The organism is Endozoicomonas atrinae (genome assembly GCF_001647025.1).
Taxonomy (GTDB): Bacteria; Pseudomonadota; Gammaproteobacteria; order Pseudomonadales; family Endozoicomonadaceae; genus Endozoicomonas; species Endozoicomonas atrinae.
On the sequence record NZ_LUKQ02000135.1, the window covers coordinates 1 to 15,645 of the forward strand.

19 protein-coding genes are annotated in these 15,645 nt (G+C 51.9%); 13 read left to right on the forward strand and 6 right to left on the reverse strand.

The genetic code is table 11. The annotated features are described in order from the left end of the window. The 6 genes from AK963_RS33335 to AK963_RS17295 form a co-directional block, all read left to right on the forward strand. Positions 1 to 449: hypothetical protein (locus AK963_RS33335; protein ID WP_202969804.1), on the forward strand; the 449-nt coding region annotated here is incomplete at its 5' end. Between the two features lie 63 nt (positions 450 to 512). Beyond that, a complete protein-coding gene (locus AK963_RS17275) occupies positions 513 to 2,705 on the forward strand; it encodes a cobaltochelatase CobT-related protein (RefSeq protein ID WP_066016692.1) in 2,193 nt (730 codons plus the stop codon). 1 nt (position 2,706) lies between these two features. Continuing rightward, on the forward strand, positions 2,707 to 2,898 hold the full coding sequence (locus AK963_RS17280; protein WP_066016693.1) for a hypothetical protein: 192 nt from the start codon (positions 2,707 to 2,709) through the stop codon (positions 2,896 to 2,898). Positions 2,899 to 3,055: 157 nt separating this feature from the next. Then, positions 3,056 to 3,610 carry a hypothetical protein gene (locus tag AK963_RS17285; protein ID WP_066016694.1) on the forward strand — a complete coding sequence of 185 codons (555 nt, stop codon included), beginning with the start codon at positions 3,056 to 3,058 and terminating at the stop codon, positions 3,608 to 3,610. Further along, the gene (locus tag AK963_RS17290; protein WP_066016695.1) at positions 3,582 to 4,652 is read left to right on the forward strand and encodes a tyrosine-type recombinase/integrase; all 1,071 of its coding nucleotides are present in this window, start codon (positions 3,582 to 3,584) and stop codon (positions 4,650 to 4,652) included. The genes AK963_RS17285 and AK963_RS17290 overlap by 29 nt, the downstream gene beginning before the upstream one ends. A 167-nt stretch (positions 4,653 to 4,819) precedes the next feature. Further along, entirely contained in the window at positions 4,820 to 6,538 is a 1,719-nt protein-coding gene (locus tag AK963_RS17295) for an NEL-type E3 ubiquitin ligase domain-containing protein (RefSeq protein ID WP_066016696.1), read from the forward strand. A gap of 124 nt (positions 6,539 to 6,662) precedes the next feature. Here the strand turns inward: AK963_RS17295 and AK963_RS17300 are convergent, their stop codons facing one another. From AK963_RS17300 to AK963_RS32175, 3 genes are all read right to left on the reverse strand, one after another. Then, positions 6,663 to 6,923 (reverse strand): hypothetical protein, encoded by a 261-nt coding sequence (locus AK963_RS17300; RefSeq protein WP_066016697.1) that lies wholly within the window; start codon positions 6,921 to 6,923, stop codon positions 6,663 to 6,665. A 13-nt stretch (positions 6,924 to 6,936) separates the two neighbouring features. After that, positions 6,937 to 7,098: a hypothetical protein gene (locus AK963_RS33340; protein WP_175404555.1), complete on the reverse strand. Its 162-nt coding sequence runs from the start codon at positions 7,096 to 7,098 to the stop codon at positions 6,937 to 6,939. 173 nt (positions 7,099 to 7,271) lie between these two features. Further along, positions 7,272 to 7,904, reverse strand: a complete 633-nt coding sequence (locus AK963_RS32175) for a hypothetical protein (RefSeq protein WP_139117477.1) — start codon at positions 7,902 to 7,904, stop codon at positions 7,272 to 7,274. Between the two features lie 99 nt (positions 7,905 to 8,003). On the opposite strand from AK963_RS32175, the gene AK963_RS17315 reads away from it, so the two are divergent. Then, entirely contained in the window at positions 8,004 to 9,503 is a 1,500-nt protein-coding gene (locus tag AK963_RS17315; RefSeq protein WP_066016710.1) for an aldehyde dehydrogenase family protein, read from the forward strand. A 122-nt stretch (positions 9,504 to 9,625) separates the two neighbouring features. Here AK963_RS17315 and AK963_RS17320 read toward each other — a convergent pair whose 3' ends face one another. Next, the gene (locus AK963_RS17320; RefSeq protein ID WP_066016700.1) at positions 9,626 to 10,015 is read right to left on the reverse strand and encodes a hypothetical protein; all 390 of its coding nucleotides are present in this window, start codon (positions 10,013 to 10,015) and stop codon (positions 9,626 to 9,628) included. Beyond that, a complete protein-coding gene (locus AK963_RS17325; protein ID WP_139117478.1) occupies positions 9,975 to 10,223 on the reverse strand; it encodes a hypothetical protein in 249 nt (82 codons plus the stop codon). The genes AK963_RS17320 and AK963_RS17325 overlap by 41 nt, the downstream gene beginning before the upstream one ends. A 571-nt stretch (positions 10,224 to 10,794) precedes the next feature. On the opposite strand from AK963_RS17325, the gene AK963_RS32180 reads away from it, so the two are divergent. From AK963_RS32180 to AK963_RS17345, 3 genes are read left to right on the forward strand one after another with little or no spacing between them, the layout of a single operon-like run. Further along, entirely contained in the window at positions 10,795 to 11,019 is a 225-nt protein-coding gene (locus AK963_RS32180; protein ID WP_139117479.1) for a hypothetical protein, read from the forward strand. Continuing rightward, positions 10,970 to 11,365 carry a hypothetical protein gene (locus tag AK963_RS17340; protein ID WP_066016704.1) on the forward strand — a complete coding sequence of 132 codons (396 nt, stop codon included), beginning with the start codon at positions 10,970 to 10,972 and terminating at the stop codon, positions 11,363 to 11,365. Before AK963_RS32180 ends, AK963_RS17340 begins: the two co-directional genes overlap by 50 nt. Continuing rightward, positions 11,362 to 11,658 (forward strand): hypothetical protein, encoded by a 297-nt coding sequence (locus AK963_RS17345; RefSeq protein WP_066016705.1) that lies wholly within the window; start codon positions 11,362 to 11,364, stop codon positions 11,656 to 11,658. Before AK963_RS17340 ends, AK963_RS17345 begins: the two co-directional genes overlap by 4 nt. Positions 11,659 to 11,784: 126 nt before the next feature. Here AK963_RS17345 and AK963_RS17350 read toward each other — a convergent pair whose 3' ends face one another. Continuing rightward, a complete protein-coding gene (locus AK963_RS17350) occupies positions 11,785 to 13,671 on the reverse strand; it encodes a bifunctional DNA primase/polymerase (RefSeq protein WP_083232729.1) in 1,887 nt (628 codons plus the stop codon). 118 nt (positions 13,672 to 13,789) lie between these two features. Between AK963_RS17350 and AK963_RS17355 the strand changes: the two genes are divergently transcribed. From AK963_RS17355 to AK963_RS17365, 3 genes are read left to right on the forward strand one after another with little or no spacing between them, the layout of a single operon-like run. After that, positions 13,790 to 14,242 carry a hypothetical protein gene (locus tag AK963_RS17355; RefSeq protein ID WP_066016707.1) on the forward strand — a complete coding sequence of 151 codons (453 nt, stop codon included), beginning with the start codon at positions 13,790 to 13,792 and terminating at the stop codon, positions 14,240 to 14,242. Between the two features lie 2 nt (positions 14,243 to 14,244). After that, positions 14,245 to 15,027: an AAA family ATPase gene (locus AK963_RS17360; RefSeq protein ID WP_066016708.1), complete on the forward strand. Its 783-nt coding sequence runs from the start codon at positions 14,245 to 14,247 to the stop codon at positions 15,025 to 15,027. A gap of 1 nt (position 15,028) precedes the next feature. Next, positions 15,029 to 15,538, forward strand: a complete 510-nt coding sequence (locus AK963_RS17365) for a DUF669 domain-containing protein (RefSeq protein WP_066016709.1) — start codon at positions 15,029 to 15,031, stop codon at positions 15,536 to 15,538. Positions 15,539 to 15,645: the final 107 nt, after the last annotated feature.

Here is a 15,645-nt window from a genome sequence, read left to right on the forward strand (position 1 = left end):
TCAGGGCAACCGAATGGAGCCGCATCATTGCCACCGCCAACACCCTCGGTCAAGGCGACGACAGTGGTCTCTACCGTGGTGCAAAAGTCCAGTCACAAGCGTTCCTTGATCGCTTCACCACATGGATCGAGGTGCCCTACATGGCAGAGGGCGAAGAGCGCAACCTGATCACCAGCGCCTACAAGGAACTGGAACCCACCGTCATCGACTCCATGTTGCAGTACGCCAAGGAGCACCGCGAAGGCTTCGTCAACGCCACCATCCTGCAACCCCTCTCACCCCGAGGCATGTTGGCACTGGCGGACAAGTACCTGCGCTACTACCCCCTGTTCTCCGACGGCAAACAGGCTCTTCGTCAGGCGATCAACGAGACCCTGCTCAACCGCAGCAACGCCGAAGACAGGATCGTCCTCGAAGGCATCATCAACCGCGTGTTCGCCATCAAGTAACCCTCTATCACAGGCTGCGTATCCCGTGGCCTGAAAATCCCAACCAACCAAGAGGTATTCGTCATGAAAAAACCAGACGATAAAGACATGCTCGGCTCCGAGTACCTGCACGAAGTCACCAACGTCTCACGAATCTTTGGCCGCCAGCACGACATCTCCGTCGTGGTCGAAGGCAATATGGCAGGCGTTGACCGTGACGGTAACATTATCTACCCCAGCATCGCCGCTGACTCCCGCTTAACCCCTGAAGAGATCAGCATCTCCCGAGGCTACGTCGACCACGAGTGCGGACACAAACGTCACACCGACCTCCCTGCCTTCTTCGCTTACGGTGACAAGTGCCGCAGCAAGGGCGAGGAACTCAAGCTCGGCATCGCTAACGCCATGGAAGACCCAAGAATGGAAGCCAAGGTCATCGACGATTACGAAGGCTCCCATGAGAACCTGACGGCGGTGGCCAACTCAGTGTGCCGAAGCTGGCGAGACGCTCACGGTGTCACTGCCTACTCTTTGCATCAGCAGGGCGAGACCCACGAGCATTGGTACCAGTTTGTTGGCGGTGCCCTGTCGATACTGGGCAGGCACGAATGCTGGGGCTTCGACACCGACGACTTCACCAGCACCATCGGCACGTTCCAGATGCTCATAGGTGAAGAGCGCATGAAACAGTGCATCGTCTTTGCCAAACGACTGGCCAAACTCACCAGCACCAAGCAGGTACTTACGCTCGCTGACGAAGTGGGCGAATGGATTCGTAAGGAGTTCAAGCAAGATCAGCAGCAACAAGCACAGCAGCAGGGGGCACAAGGGGGACAAGACCAGCAGTCACAACAGCAACAGGGCCAGAGTGGTCAGGCTCAGGGTCAAGGTCAGGGTCAAGGGATGTCGCAGGCTGGACAGTCCCAAGATGGGAACGATCAGTCTCAGGACTCCGATGGTTCTGGTCAGGACTCCGATGGTTCTGGTCAGGACTCCGATGGTTCTGGTGATCAGGATTCGAGTGACAAGGATCAAACGTCTTCAAGCGCCGACGACGGCGATGGGTCGGGCGAAGGCCCGAGCCAGAGCGGGAGGCCAGATCAACAAGGCACCGGCCAGAGTAACCAGCAGCCGAACGGACAAGGCAATCCTGATCCGCAAGGCAACGGCCAGATTGGTAACGGCGGTGATCCGCTGGCACCACAAGGCAACCGTGTCGAAGTGGGACAGGCTTTGCAGAAAGCCCTCGAAGGCAAACTCAAGGGAATGAATCAAGCCCAGTACCGCCCGTTCTCCACCCGCTTCGATAGCTGGCACACTCGCAAGGACAAGAAGAAGTCAGCGATCAGGGAGTGCCTGAACAACGAGGCCGGACATGAGCGGTACAAAGACATGCTGAACAAGAGCGCCGGTAAGCTCAACGTCATACGTCGTAAGCTGGAGCGAGCCTTGCAGAGTGACCGCTCGATTCACTGGGACGGTGGCAAACAGTATGGCCGCCTCGATTCACGAAGACTGGTCGCCGCGTTTAACCGTCAGGAGAAAGTGTTCAAGCGCAAGCAGGATGCACCGGCACACGATACCGCTGTTACCTTCCTGCTCGATTTGAGTTACTCCATGAACGGTGCGCCGATCGAGACCTCGATTCAGACGTTGATCTGTCTGGCGGAAGCACTGGAGAAAACCTCAATCCAGTACAACATCCTCGGCCACACCATCGGTCGACACTCGGGCAACCGGAACAAGATGCGGAAGGCGATGACAGAGCAGGCAAACAAGAGCGGCAGTCCTTATGCTTTTGCCCACCAGTTCGCCCGCAACATGCCGCTGGATATGTTCGAGTTCAAGTCGTTCAACGAGCGCCTGGGTATGGCCAAGAAGATGCTGGGCAACGTGCCGCAGTTGATCAACGAAGGTGATAAATGGAACGGCAACGTGGATCACGAAGCACTGTGGCACTCGTACAAGTTGCTGTCCAAGCGCCCCGAAGGACGGCATGTATTGATCGTCCTGAGTGACGGGATGCCGAACCCTTGCTCTATTATGGGATGCCGTGCTCTGGCGCAGGAGTCACTGAAGAAAACCGTGAAAGAGATCGAGGGCCGTGGTGTCGAGGTGATCGGTATCGGGATTCAGGAGGATGACGGTGCCGAGTTGTACCAGAAGTGGCATACCGTATGGAACCTTGATGAGCTGGCCGAGACGGTCATTGATGAACTGGGTGCTACGCTGATGGGTAAGCACTTGGGGAAGTCTGCCAGAAGACAGGGGGTGTGACATGAAGCCACGAAGCAAGAAGGTGAAGTTTGATGCGTCGTGGCTGGCTTTATTGCCAGCCGACAAACGGGGTGACTACCGGTTCATGTACGAGGTGGCTCGGGTTGTGAAGCGACGAGGGATTAAGCGGGGTGATCTTGCCGCTGTGAGTGAACTGATACACAGTCTTAATGCAAAACCACGTTGTTCATAACGCTAGATTGCTATCAATACGTCAAAAGAGTATTGAATCCGTGTATCAAAATGACACAAGATAGTATACGGGGAAGTAATGCGACCAACTTTTATAATAAACACATGCTCCCCTCGCACTCTTTCTCTAACTCTCGTCCCACCAACGAGGAACCATCATGGATTCGAACGATCAAAAGATCATCCAAGCTACGCTGATAAGCATACAGCAACAGCTTGATAAGATAAGAAAGGAGCAGACAGTCATCAGGGAGGAACAGGCTGCCTACAGGGAGGAACAGCGAAGACAGGAGGACAACAGCCGGAGGGTTGAACGTGAGCTGATCCTGTTAAGCAGCAAGTTTGAAACCATGCACGATCTACTGATCGACATGCCGAGCATGATTCAACAGAAAGAGAGTACCTATGGTGACTACACCATGGATGATCTTGGTCATGCGCTCAGGTTTACCGAGGCAGAATTTAAACTGGTCAACCTGATACTGGCTGATACCACCATTGATGAGCTGATGAATATTTTCGAACTCCAGCGTAACGTCATGCAGGCAAGGGTTTATCGACTGACCAAGAAAATGAAATGCAAGTCGCAGGAACATCTGAAATACAAGATCGAGAAAATGATACGCAATGAAGAGGTCTTTCAACAGGCAATGAATAAGTACCTCAGAGCGCAGGAGGTAAACCATGAAACCGAAGTACCTGAAACTGGTTAAACACACGAACGGCGTCTATTACCTGCAAGGTAAGTTACTGGGTAAATCCATTCGGGAAAGCACCCGAACGAGGGACTACCACGAAGCCTGTCTGATGGCGGTGCATCGTGAGCTGGATGCCCTGCGACTGGCAACCGGCGCGAACGATTACTTAAATCCCTTGTTCAGTGAGTGCGTCCGGCACTATGAAAAGCACGTTCGTTATTCAAGGAAGAATCAGGGTATCGTTGACCGTTTGAACCAGTGGTTCGATGGTTACGCGATAGCCGATATAGATCAGGAGGATATAAATGCGTTTGTTGTCGAGAACTTTACCCGTCGTGGACTGGCCAAGTCGACGATCGAGCGAAACCTTAATACCTTTCAGGCCATTCGTAACCACGCCGTAAGAAACAAGATGGTTGTTCAGGATCGGTTGCCGTTCATTAACTATGAACGGGTCAGTAAACATGAACACCGGATGACCATCGTGGATAAGTCCGTGCGGGATCAAATTATCAGCACGACTGATAATCCCGTGCGGGATGTGCTGGTATTTCTGTGGTACACCGGCTCACGAATTGGCTGCGCCCTGAACCGGAGCTGGTCTGATCGTTGTGACAACGGGATCAGGTTGTACACGGTGAAAGGTGGTCGTAACAAACTGCGCCAGCGTCGGGAATACTATGTGCCAGAGGTACCCGAGCTGACCGCCATGCTGAACCGTCGGCTGATGGAGGCTCGAAAGTCGTCGGGCTTTCAGGTCACGGATAAGATATTCAACGTGAGCGATACGACGGTCAGGGAAGAGTTGGCCAGAGTATGCGAGTCGCTGTCGATTAAAGACTTCCTGCCCCACGATATACGTCACTGCTTCGGGACATACCTGGCACAAGATAAAGTCGGCATCGAGGTTATTGCGGATTTAATGGGCCACGATTCCCTTGAGTCAACCCGCAAGTACATCAACCATGTTCGTGATGATCTGGCCAGACAGATGCGGGGCGCACTGTCGAAGCCGGTGAACGCTGGCGTCGTGGTGGCTATCTCATCATCAGCGTAAAATGGTCTTTTATAAAGTTATAGAATAAAAAAATAACGATCTATCGACAAAAACTGACTTGTAATCATTATTTGATCATAAAAAAAATCCGGGGAGGAAGGAATCATTCTATTAAAATGTTGTCATATCTTATGTTCAAGACTTTAATTTATAAGGAATAAGGAATAATGGACATAAGATCAAACTCTTCACAATGTTCTCCCTCTTCTTTAGGAGAGCCAACATCTGACTTTATCGATAATTCTGTTGATGAAACTAGATATATCCAACCACCTGATGCGCATTCTAACTCATCAGAAACCAAAGCATTAGCAAATCGTTCTGTCATTGAGACAAAAATTATTACAAATGATGAACTGAGAAACCTGATTTTAGAACAGAAATTTTCTAAGAATGTTCATTACCAAGTTGAAGGCAACCTTTTTCTTAGGGGTTGCACCGGCCTGACGGCCCTGCCCGAGAACCTCTCCGTGGGGGGCGACCTTTCTCTTTACGGTTGCACCGGACTGACGGCCCTGCCCGAGAACCTCTCCGTGGGGGGCGACCTTTCTCTTGCGTATTGCACCGGCCTGACGGCCCTGCCCGAGCACCTCTCCGTGGGGGGCAACCTTTTTCTTACCGGTTGCACCGGCCTGACGGCCCTGCCCGAGCACCTCTCCGTGGGGGGCAAACTTTCTCTTTACGGTTGCACCGGCCTGACGGCCCTGCCCGAGAACCTCTCCGTGGGGGGCAACCTTAATCTTGGGGGTTGCACCGGCCTGACGGCCCTGCCCGAGCACCTCTCCGTGGGGGGCTACCTTGATCTTGGGGATTGCACCGGCCTGACGGCCCTGCCCAACTGGATTACAACGTTGGGAATGACCACTGAAGGTAATATCCGCGATGTTAATCTTGAAAATACCGGGTTGTCTGATACCTTGATCGACCGTCTACGAGAAGTAGAGACTCCTGACATGCACTTTTATTTTTCCCGAAGTGCAGGACAGCCTGAACAGCAGTTTTCAAACGTGGTAGAAGGTCTTACCTTCTGGCGTCAACTGACTTCAGCCGACTCGGAAATACCAGAACTTAACCTTCGGCATGATCAGGCTACTGACCTTGTTCGTTACCTGGGGCGATTGACCAATACAGCGGACTACCAGAATCAGGCAACCCGTCCTGTACTGGCCCAGCGGGTGATGGCAGTCACGGCGTTACTGACAGGGAGCGACGGGATTAAGGATGAAGCTATGGATCACATACATCACGCACTCACTTCCTGTGAAGACCGGATAATCCTGGCACTGGATGACTTGGAAACGTTGCAATTACTCGATTCAGCTGAAAAAAAGGCCTTTGCGGGTAATGCTGACGAATTAAGGGAATTAGGCTTGCAAATGATGCGTCTGGATGAGGTGAAACGGATTGCCCGTGACCATATGAAGACCTTGAGATGGGTGGATGAAATTGAAGTAGAGCTGGCTTTTCAGATTGGTGTACGCCAGCAACTCGCCCTGCCCGGCTCAACTCAGCATATGATCTTTAGAGGGTGTGCCAACGTGTCGGATCAGGATATAGCCAACGCTGTTAATCAAGTGAACACCCATTGTTCCGACGATAACTTGCAGGCCTACCTCGCACAGTGGGATCCCTGGCAAAAATATCTGCGCCAACAGGACGTCCCAGCTTATGACCAACTCACTCAAAAAACAGTAGACCGTATCGAGGACTGTGTTATCAGTGCAAAAATAACCCCTAAAATGGTCGCATTGGGCGATAATCATCTGGATTACGATGCTCTTGTTAAGGCTGTCGTGAAAAACGGTAAGAATCCGTTGACTAATTCCCCTATGGACTGGTCAAACGTTTTCCGACTCACAAAAGAGGATTCCCCCCCTCCCCTTTAAACGGATAAAACTAAACGATCGATGATCATATGATGCGATGACCTGCCACAGCAGCCCTGTTCTGTAGCAGGTCAGTTAATAAAGACTTGTTTGAGATCGTCAGGTCTCGGGTCATGTTCATCCATTAGTGGGTACACTCCCTGGCAATGTCGTTGTACATGTCAGGCATGAGTCGGATGATTTTCTCAAAGTGGATTTCGATGTTACGGATGCGGTTCCGATTGTCCTTATCGTCGATCGACTGCCTGCGGGCGTTGAGTTCTTCTTTGAGCTTGATGATCTCGGCTCGTGCGACGATCTCCCTGACCGGCGGTGAACTGATTACTTGGTAGTTGACGAAGCCGTGTTTGTTTTTGGGTACCTGTGACCAGTTAAGCTGGGTCATAACTTACGTCCTGTTATTCCTGATCCATTATTTCAAGGTGTTCGTAATAATCATCAGGTGTGTACTGCGTGCCATGAATGCGGTTGAAGGTATTGATGATGCCTTCGGTGTCGGGCAGGAAATCGTACTGGTTTAAGATTTCCTGTAAATCAGAAAAGTGCCTGTCCTTGTCCATGGTGAATCCCTATCTTCACGGCTCGGGCAATACCCGATGGTTCTTGTTTATTAGTACTTCTGCTCCAACTTCACTGCTTCGAATACTGAACATATATCCAGTAATTCAAAATGTGAAGCCATTTTTTTGACTGCACTTTTGTTCATGTACTTTTGTTCAACGTCATTGTTCTGTCAAAGTAGCTTGTGCTGCTCCAGTGAATAGATAATATTGTTGATGTTGTGCTCGTAGAGAATAGCCGTCAACTGACTTTTGTTTTTTGACGAAAGTCTAAACAGTCTGCATATTTCTTTGCGTAAGTTGTTCCAACCTGTTTTTGATTTACCAAGGTAATGACATTTCTCGGTTTCGCTGTAGTGCATCAGATGGGTCTTCAGGTACTTCAACTCTTCCCATTGCAGGGAGAGTTTTAATGCTGGCACAAACAGGGATTCATTGATGATCAGATGCTCGTTCATGGTTTCCGAGATCAGGCTGTCAAAGACATGGAGATCGACGTGGATGTGCTGATCGTTGTCGCATGTGGCTCCGTAGGTGCGGCAGACTTTATACTCCTTGATCAGCTTCCAGCCTTTAGCGGTATGTCGAACGGCTTCACCGACGTAGGGGGATTTGAGACAACGTTTATCGGACTGAATGGTTGACTCATAGTCGTTCCAAAAGGAGGTGTTAATCTTGTGATCGCAGACCCCTTGTAATAATTCGGGGCTATCAAAACCTAATAAGTCGCACAGTTCATCAGGAGGGTTCTTATAGCAAAAACAGTGTTTACTCTGTCTGACTTTTTCAAATCTTATCAAGGACATAAAAAACTTAATAAAAATAAACGGGTTTATATCACCCGCAATTTCCGTGCTCAACCCATAAACGACAGTTTAATAATTAAAATAATGGAGAAGGATTTCATGGGATACCACCCTGAGTTTGATCAACACTGGAACAACATCGCTACCAACCTAGAGCCAGAAGGTCGGGCGCTGATTAACGGCGAATTTACCGAGGCTGCTGAAGGTGAAGTGTTCGCAACGTACTCACCGGCTGATGGTCGCTTTATAACGAATATTGCCAGAGGTAGTAAGGTTGATATTGACCGTGCCGTGGCCGGAGCACGGGCGAGCTTCGAGGCAGGTAACTGGTCTCAGGTTTCTATTTATCACCGCATCGACGTGATGAATAAACTCGCTGACCTGATTGAACAGAACAGCGAACGGCTGGCTGTGCTCGAAAGTCTGGACATGGGGAAGCCGGTTCGGGAATGTCTGCACACCGATGTCGCGGGAAGTGCTAAGGCCATCCGGTACTTCGCCAGTTGTATTGACAAAATCTACGGAAACATCTCACCGAACACCGGTGGCGTCGGCATGATCACCCGTGAACCTATTGGTGTGGTTGCGGCGATAACGCCATGGAATTTCCCGTTGTACATGGCCATCTGGAAAGTGGGCAGTGCGCTGGCAATGGGTAACTCAGTGGTGGTCAAACCCAGTGAACGGGCATCGCTGACCACGATCGAACTTGGCAAGCTGGCTCTGGAAGCGGGCGTCCCGTCGGGCGTACTTCAGGTGGTGCCAGGTTACGGACACGAAGCCGGTGCCGCGCTTGGACTTCATAACGACGTGGACTGCGTATCGTTTACAGGGTCTCATGTGACGGCCAGAAAACTGATGGCCATGGCGGGAGAGAGTAACGGTAAACCGGTGTATGTCGAGGCTGGAGGCAAGACCGCGAATATTATTTTCGACAGTGCGGATATGGATGCCGCGATCCCTGCGGCGGCGGGGGCGATCTTTTATAACATGGGCGAAGTTTGTTTCGCTGGCTCTCGACTGTTGTTGCCAGAGTCAAAACGGGACAGCATCATCGAGCAATTGATTGAACACTCGAAACTGTGGATACCGGATAACCCGCTCAAGGATCGCACGATGGCAGGTGCCCTGGTGGACGGTGTACACCTGGAACGGGTGCAAGGCTTCGTCGATCGAGCCATTGCTGACGGTGCCACTGTGATGACTGGAGGTCATGCTTTGCATAAAGAGAGTGGCGGTTATTATTTTGCACCGACGATTCTGACGGATGTTCGTTCAGAGATGGAGATTGCCCAGCAGGAAGTGTTTGGGCCGGTGCTCAGTGTGCTGACCTATCAAGATGAAGAAGACGCGGTTCGTCTGGCCAACGACACGAACTACGGTCTGGCTGCTGCCCTTTGGACAAATGATCTGAGTCAGGCGCATCGGGTGGCTGCCAGAATGAAAGCCGGTAATGTGTGGGTCAACTGCTTCCATGGTGGTGACATGAGTATGCCGTTCGGCGGGTACAAGCAGAGCGGCAACACTCGGGACAAAGGATTGATCGGCTTCGAGAAATACACCCAGGTTAAAAGCACCTGGATCAATATCAAAGATTGATTACCCTTCTCAACCCTTCTCGCGTCGCCGCCCCCCAGGGCGGGGGCGCAGTGATCTTCTTCTGATAACACCTTTTGCGGCCCAAAGGGGCCGCAAAAAAGAGAACTCATTCAGCGATTTTCTTACTGCTTGATATACCCCAGAAACTTCATGGCCAGACGGTAGAACTTGGCGAAGTCCTTGAGTCGCATGAACACATAAGCGTCTTCGATGTTCTGCCGGTTGCGACGGTTGATGACGATGGGCAGCTCGGGAGAGTTGGTCAGTTTTTTATTGCGCTCGGCCTGCTCCAGTGCTTGCGGGAACGATAGCTTCTCGACGCGCTTGGCTTCGACAAAGAGTTCCGGTGTGCCGATCAGGTCAGCACCGCCGACAATACCGATGTTTCCTCCGCCAGACAGGGGCGCTCTCGAACACTGTTCACGTTGATAGATGTGTTCGTTGAGCCATTGCGCCAGCTCCCGTTCGAACTTATCGCCTTTTTGTTTTGCGCCCCTGGGTTTCAGAGCCATGGGTGTCGTCTCCTTCGACGGGTTGGTCGACAAAATTTAATGTCTGTTCTGCCGCGAAGGCATAACAGTTGTAGATGTCCGTTAAATGTTTCTTATCCTCGTCGTTGTCACAGGCGTCGATCGCTTCAAGCGCCCACTGTTTCATCTGATCCAGCTTCGAGAGATAGCCGTCGAGTCTGAACGGCACGGTCTCAGAGATTGAAGCCATAGTCCTCATGGTTTGATCGCTCCTTGCAGGGGGTACAGATGTATTGCCACCTGGGTCTCGGCTTCGTGCATTTGCATTTCATGCACGGGCGGTTCCAGGTGGGAGGATTAAAGCGCGGGGTGTACTTGGCACCGTCGAAGTGACGAATGTTGTGTCGGGCGAGAATGCGCTTGAGCGTGTCCACGCAGACGCCGATGTGTCGTGCCAGTTCTGGAAAGCTGAGAACTTCGTGGTTATCTCTCAGCCATTGTATTTGCTCGTCCGTGAGCGGGGTATGGCGAGGCATAACAGTCGTCCGTTTTTCTGTTATGAAAGCATTATTGAAGAATGTTTTCTACTATCACACGTTGAACCACGTAAAAAAATTTGCCGTGTTCTCATCAAATGTGTAAACTCAAAAGCTCTTCCTCCAGTCAGCGAGAGCGGAAAAGAAGTATTTTCGTGACTGCGTTGTGGCCGACCCCCTGGTGGGGTCGCCCACGAGATTGTTTAAGAGAGGGTGAAGAAGGGAGCGGAGTGATAGAAAGAGCGAGCTTTTGACTCGCCGGAAATTTTAAAAATTGGTCACGTTTTGAACAATAAAACCAATAATAAAAAACCAGGACACACACCCACCGACCAAGACCTCGAAAAAATCAAAGCTGAAAATCGTAAGAAGTATCCCGAGCTGGCCAGAGTGGTCGATCTGCTCGCGGATTCGTTCGGCCCCGATCAGGTCAAGGTGGTTCACATGGAAGGGAACTGGCATGTTGCAAATGCTGATGATGATGCAGCCACTCACCAAGAGAAGACTTAATGCCTCGGTGATCTGGATGGGCAAGCGTTGGACGCTGACAGAGTTGGCGAGTGAGTACCACATTAATCGGTCGACATTGTACTCAAGGATTATCGAGCGGGGCTGGTCAGTAGACAGGGCGCTTCGTGAGCCGGATGATACCAAGCGGCGTATCAATACTAAAAAAGCCCGCAAGCTCTACAGTTACCGTGGCAAAGAATACTCCCTGACTGAATTGTGCAAGATGTCTGGCCTGTCCATGACCACGTTGGCTACACGTCTAAGTAAAGGTATGTCGGTTCAAGATGCCATGGAGAAACCGGTGAACGAAAGCAAGTCCAGAAAAGGCCCAAGGAAGAGATTATGAATAAGCAACTGTTGATGAAAGTGCTGGAGCGGTTGTGTGTGCGGTATCCAGAGGACGGTGATTTACTGGGACTGAAAGAGAAACTGGATTATTCCTGTCGTGACGGCGGCATCTGTGGCGATGGTGGTTTCTGCAAGGCGTGTCATCTGAAGCCAGAGAACGGAATCGCCTGTCCGTTGTGTGAAGGCGATGGCTACATCTACGATGCGGAGAAAGCAGATGAGCATGAGAGAGCGGCGGTTAAGGATGCAACTGAACAGCAGCCTGATCTCGTTGAGCGCGGCTCATCGTGAGCTGAGTGCGGCGGGCTACCTGACTCTGGCCAAACTCGTTGAAGGGTTGATGCAGTCAGTGTCGAAGCAGTTGGAAACCATGTCTTATCAAGGAAAAAAATAACCCGCCGGTTGGCGGGTTTTGTTTTACTGGGCGATCCATTTCTCGATCACATGCCTTGGTCTGCCCAGGGTGTTCATGATCGCTTCGACCGAACTTCCCTGGTTGGCCATTGATCTGGCCTTGTCGACGGGAGCCATGGAGCCTACCACAAACCTGGTGCCATTCTCACGCTCACCGATGGCGACCCACTGCACATGATCATGCAGGTCTGACCACTCGCGCACTTTTCCATAGCGGATTTCCAGCACGATTCTAATGGTGCCGTCCTTGGGTGCCTTGCGTCGCAGGGAGTGAAAGACATTCTGGTCAGAGTAATCGCCCTGCCAGATACCCCCTTTGGTCTTGGCGACGTCCTTGTCCTCGAACACCTGCGTTACTCTCACTTGGGTCTCGATCACCGTGAGCTGGTTGGAGGAACCGGCTTCACGACCAACGCCGTGTTCCGTGGGTTTGTTGGCGTGGTGCAGAAGGATCACGCTGATGCCGTGGTTGCGGAGCTTCAGGCAGAGCTGGTTAAGGGTGGCCCACTCTTCTGAGCTGTTCTCGGCAATGCCAGGGAAGGCGCTTCGTATAGTGTCGATGACCAGCACGTCGGGGCGGTAGGCTTTGATCCACTCGAACAGCTCTTTGCGCCCGTCGGGGTTGCGGAGGTTGATCTCGGTGCCGTTGATGAAGGGCGTCCAGACATTGTAGTTGCCGTCGGACGAACCGAAGGACATTCGCATGGACTTGAGACCGGCACCGAGGGTTGACCTACCATTTTCCCAGTCGCAGTACAGTACTTTCGGGACAGCCTCGGCCTTGAATGGCCCGAAGTCGATGCCACGACAGGCATGGTAAAGCATGAGCTGGGTGATCCACGACTTGCCATGGCCAGAGTAACCGTAGATTTGCAGGATACTGGCCTGCCGGAGAATCGGTGACATGAAGAACTGCTGATCTCCGGCCTGCTTAATCAGTGTGTCGGCGTCGTCTTCGGTGAGAGCGATGCGCTCGGGTACTTTTGGATCAGGTGCGCTTGATGATTGCGGAAGATGGGCAATGTAATTACCGTCTTTGTCGAAACGGTCAGGGTGGTTGAGCTTCTCTTTTTCACGAATGGTCTTGAGGTTCTGCTGATAGCGCGGCTCTTCCAGGGGGGATGTAAAAAACGTCCGCATGAACTCACGGCCTGCACGTTCCAGTTCATCACCAAGGCCGAGTTTAGCGACCTGCTGGCCAAGGTATCTGAACGTCGTGTCGTAGATGCCAGAGCCACCACGGGGGATCAGGTTGCTGGGGTAGAGAGCTGCACGATCGGCGGTCTCCTGCCAGATGTCGACGGGGCCGGTTCTGATCTGTGTCAGGTCAAGGTTGGCAAAGTCGAAGTCTTCGTTTTTGTTCTTGGTATTGGTGGTCTTCGAGGGTCGCCAGTCCTGATAGAGCGGCATGTCGTCGTGGTCGTGGTCGTTAAGAATGTCCCAGGTGTAATGCGTACTCGGCGGCAGGAGTGCATAACTGCCGTCACCACGAAAATCGAGGCCGTTGATCTGTGGCCAGACTTCCCCTTTCGAACCGGAACCGGACTGTGGGCCACGGTGAACCCCGTCGAGAGGGTGTTTGAAATACCAGTGTCGTCCACGTTTGGTTTGCACCATGACGGGTGAGTCGAAACCTTGATCGAGGGCTGCCTGCTGTGCGTCTGGATTGTCGGCGTCGACCACGATGATGCCAGAGATGGCACCGCACACGACGGCTATTAACATGTCCGGCCACTTTTCCAGCCAGAAATCTATCTCATCTTCCGTGGGTTGGCGTGTTTGAAACTTCTTCCACTTCACTAATGGTGTCTTGTCATTCGCGCAAATGGGAATGATTGACCAGCCTCTATCAAGGTACTCGTAAATCGCATCCCTTACGTTCCCTGTCATTTCTTAATCCCTTGTAATTGATCTTCGTTCGAGGTATTACTAGCAAAGCATACCGCTAAACGTAAAACAACGTGAGCGGAATGTTAGAAAATAAAACATAACGCGAGAGTTAGTGCTAATGAGTATCTGGGATGAAACCGTTAGCAGTACTGCGGATCAGCAGGATAAAAACGACACTCCGGCGATCGCCACGGATCGCCTTCAGGAACTCATGAAAGAGTTCAAATCCACCAACGGCCTTATCGAGTCACTGAAAGAGAAGCTGGATGTCATTCGTGAAGAGATTCTGGATTTCTTTCCGAAGGAGCCAGGGCAGTACGAGCAGGTGAGTCAGGGCGGTACACATCTTCTGGAAGTTCGCATCAGCGAGAAGTGGAGCTGGGACGAAGAGAAGCTGGCGCACATCGTCGACGAGAAAGAGCTGCCTTATTTCATGAAGCGCAAGCTGAGTGTGGATAAGCGCAAGTTCGAGCGACTCGATGAGCCAGAAAAAGACGCCTACCTGGATGCACTCACCCGTGCCCCTGGCGTAGCGCGTATTTCAGTCAAGGAAATTCCACAGGAACAGTAAGCATGTTCAAGCCTAAGAAGACTTGTGATGCCGAGCTGAACGAAATCTCCAAGCTGTTGATCATGGCTCACCATGGTTGGGGGAAGACCACCCAGTTCGGTCATTACGCCAAAGAGTACGGCAAGGGTTTTATCCTGTCCGGTGAATCAGGGCTGATGTCGGTAAAGGATCACGACATTGACTACCTGCCCTTTTCGTCGTGGGACGGGCTGCATGACCCTGAGAAAGACGTGTATTCCTTTCGCGGAATCGTTCGCATGATGCAGTCGCCAGAGTTTAAAGCCATGGGTTACAAGTGGATCGGCCTTGATTCACTGACCGAGCTGGCTGACCGGCTGCTGGAGACGCTGGAAGAGAAGCACAAGGACAACAAGAACACGTTCGAGAAGTGGGGCGAGTATGCACGGTTACTGACCGGTGCCCTGAAGTGGATTCGTGATCTGCCTACCCATGTCTGTGTCACCTGTCTGGCCCAGGAAGAGACCAATGACAACGGTGTTATTGAGTACTGGCCCATGGTCAAGGGTGCCAAGGTGGGCAAGCAGATTCCAGGTCTGTTCGACCATGTGTTCTGCGGTATCCGTTCGACCGACGGAGACCGTGACAATCCTGTCGTCACCCGTCGTCTGATTACCGACGAAGTGCGTGGCTGGCACGGCAAGACCCGCGATCCCCGTGGGCGTCTGACTCCCATCATGGATACAGCGAATGTGGTTGAGCTGTTCAGGTTGATGGACATGAGCGATGAGCAGTTCGCTGAATACCAATCCAAGAAAGGTAAGTGAAATGGAATTTACTGGATTCGACAGCCTTGACTTGACCAACGTGGAAGCTGGCGACAGCTACCTGAAAGCGGGTCAGTTCCGGTGCGAAGTCGTGAAAGCATCTGTTGAGCAGAACAAGGCCAAGACTGGCCGCTTCGTGAAGGTGGAAATGAAGTGCATGGACGGCAACGGTGTCACTGTTGATCGCTTCAATGTGCAGAATGCCAATCCGAAGGCGGTGGAGATCGGGCTTCAGAAGTTGAAAAAGTTCCTGATCGAAGCGGGTCATCCCAACCCTGACAAGCCTGGGGATATTAACTCCCTGTCTGGCCTGAAAGTGGTGGTGAACCTGAAGCGTGGCGACGATTTTGTGACCGATACCGGTGAACGTCGGGAAGGTCGTGGTGAGATTGTTGGTTATGCCAAGGACGTTGGCCAGAGGATTGCGGGGGCGGCGGTGACTGCGGCTCCTGCACCGGCTCAGGTGGCACCTGCTGGGGCTGATCAGTTCACAGATGACATCCCATTCTGACGGCAGGTGACGCATGGACGCGATTGAGATCATCGACCTGATTGATCAGAGCTATGAGCAGGAAGCCGAGCAGAAGGCTCGCCAGTACATCGGTGCCAGTGCCATTG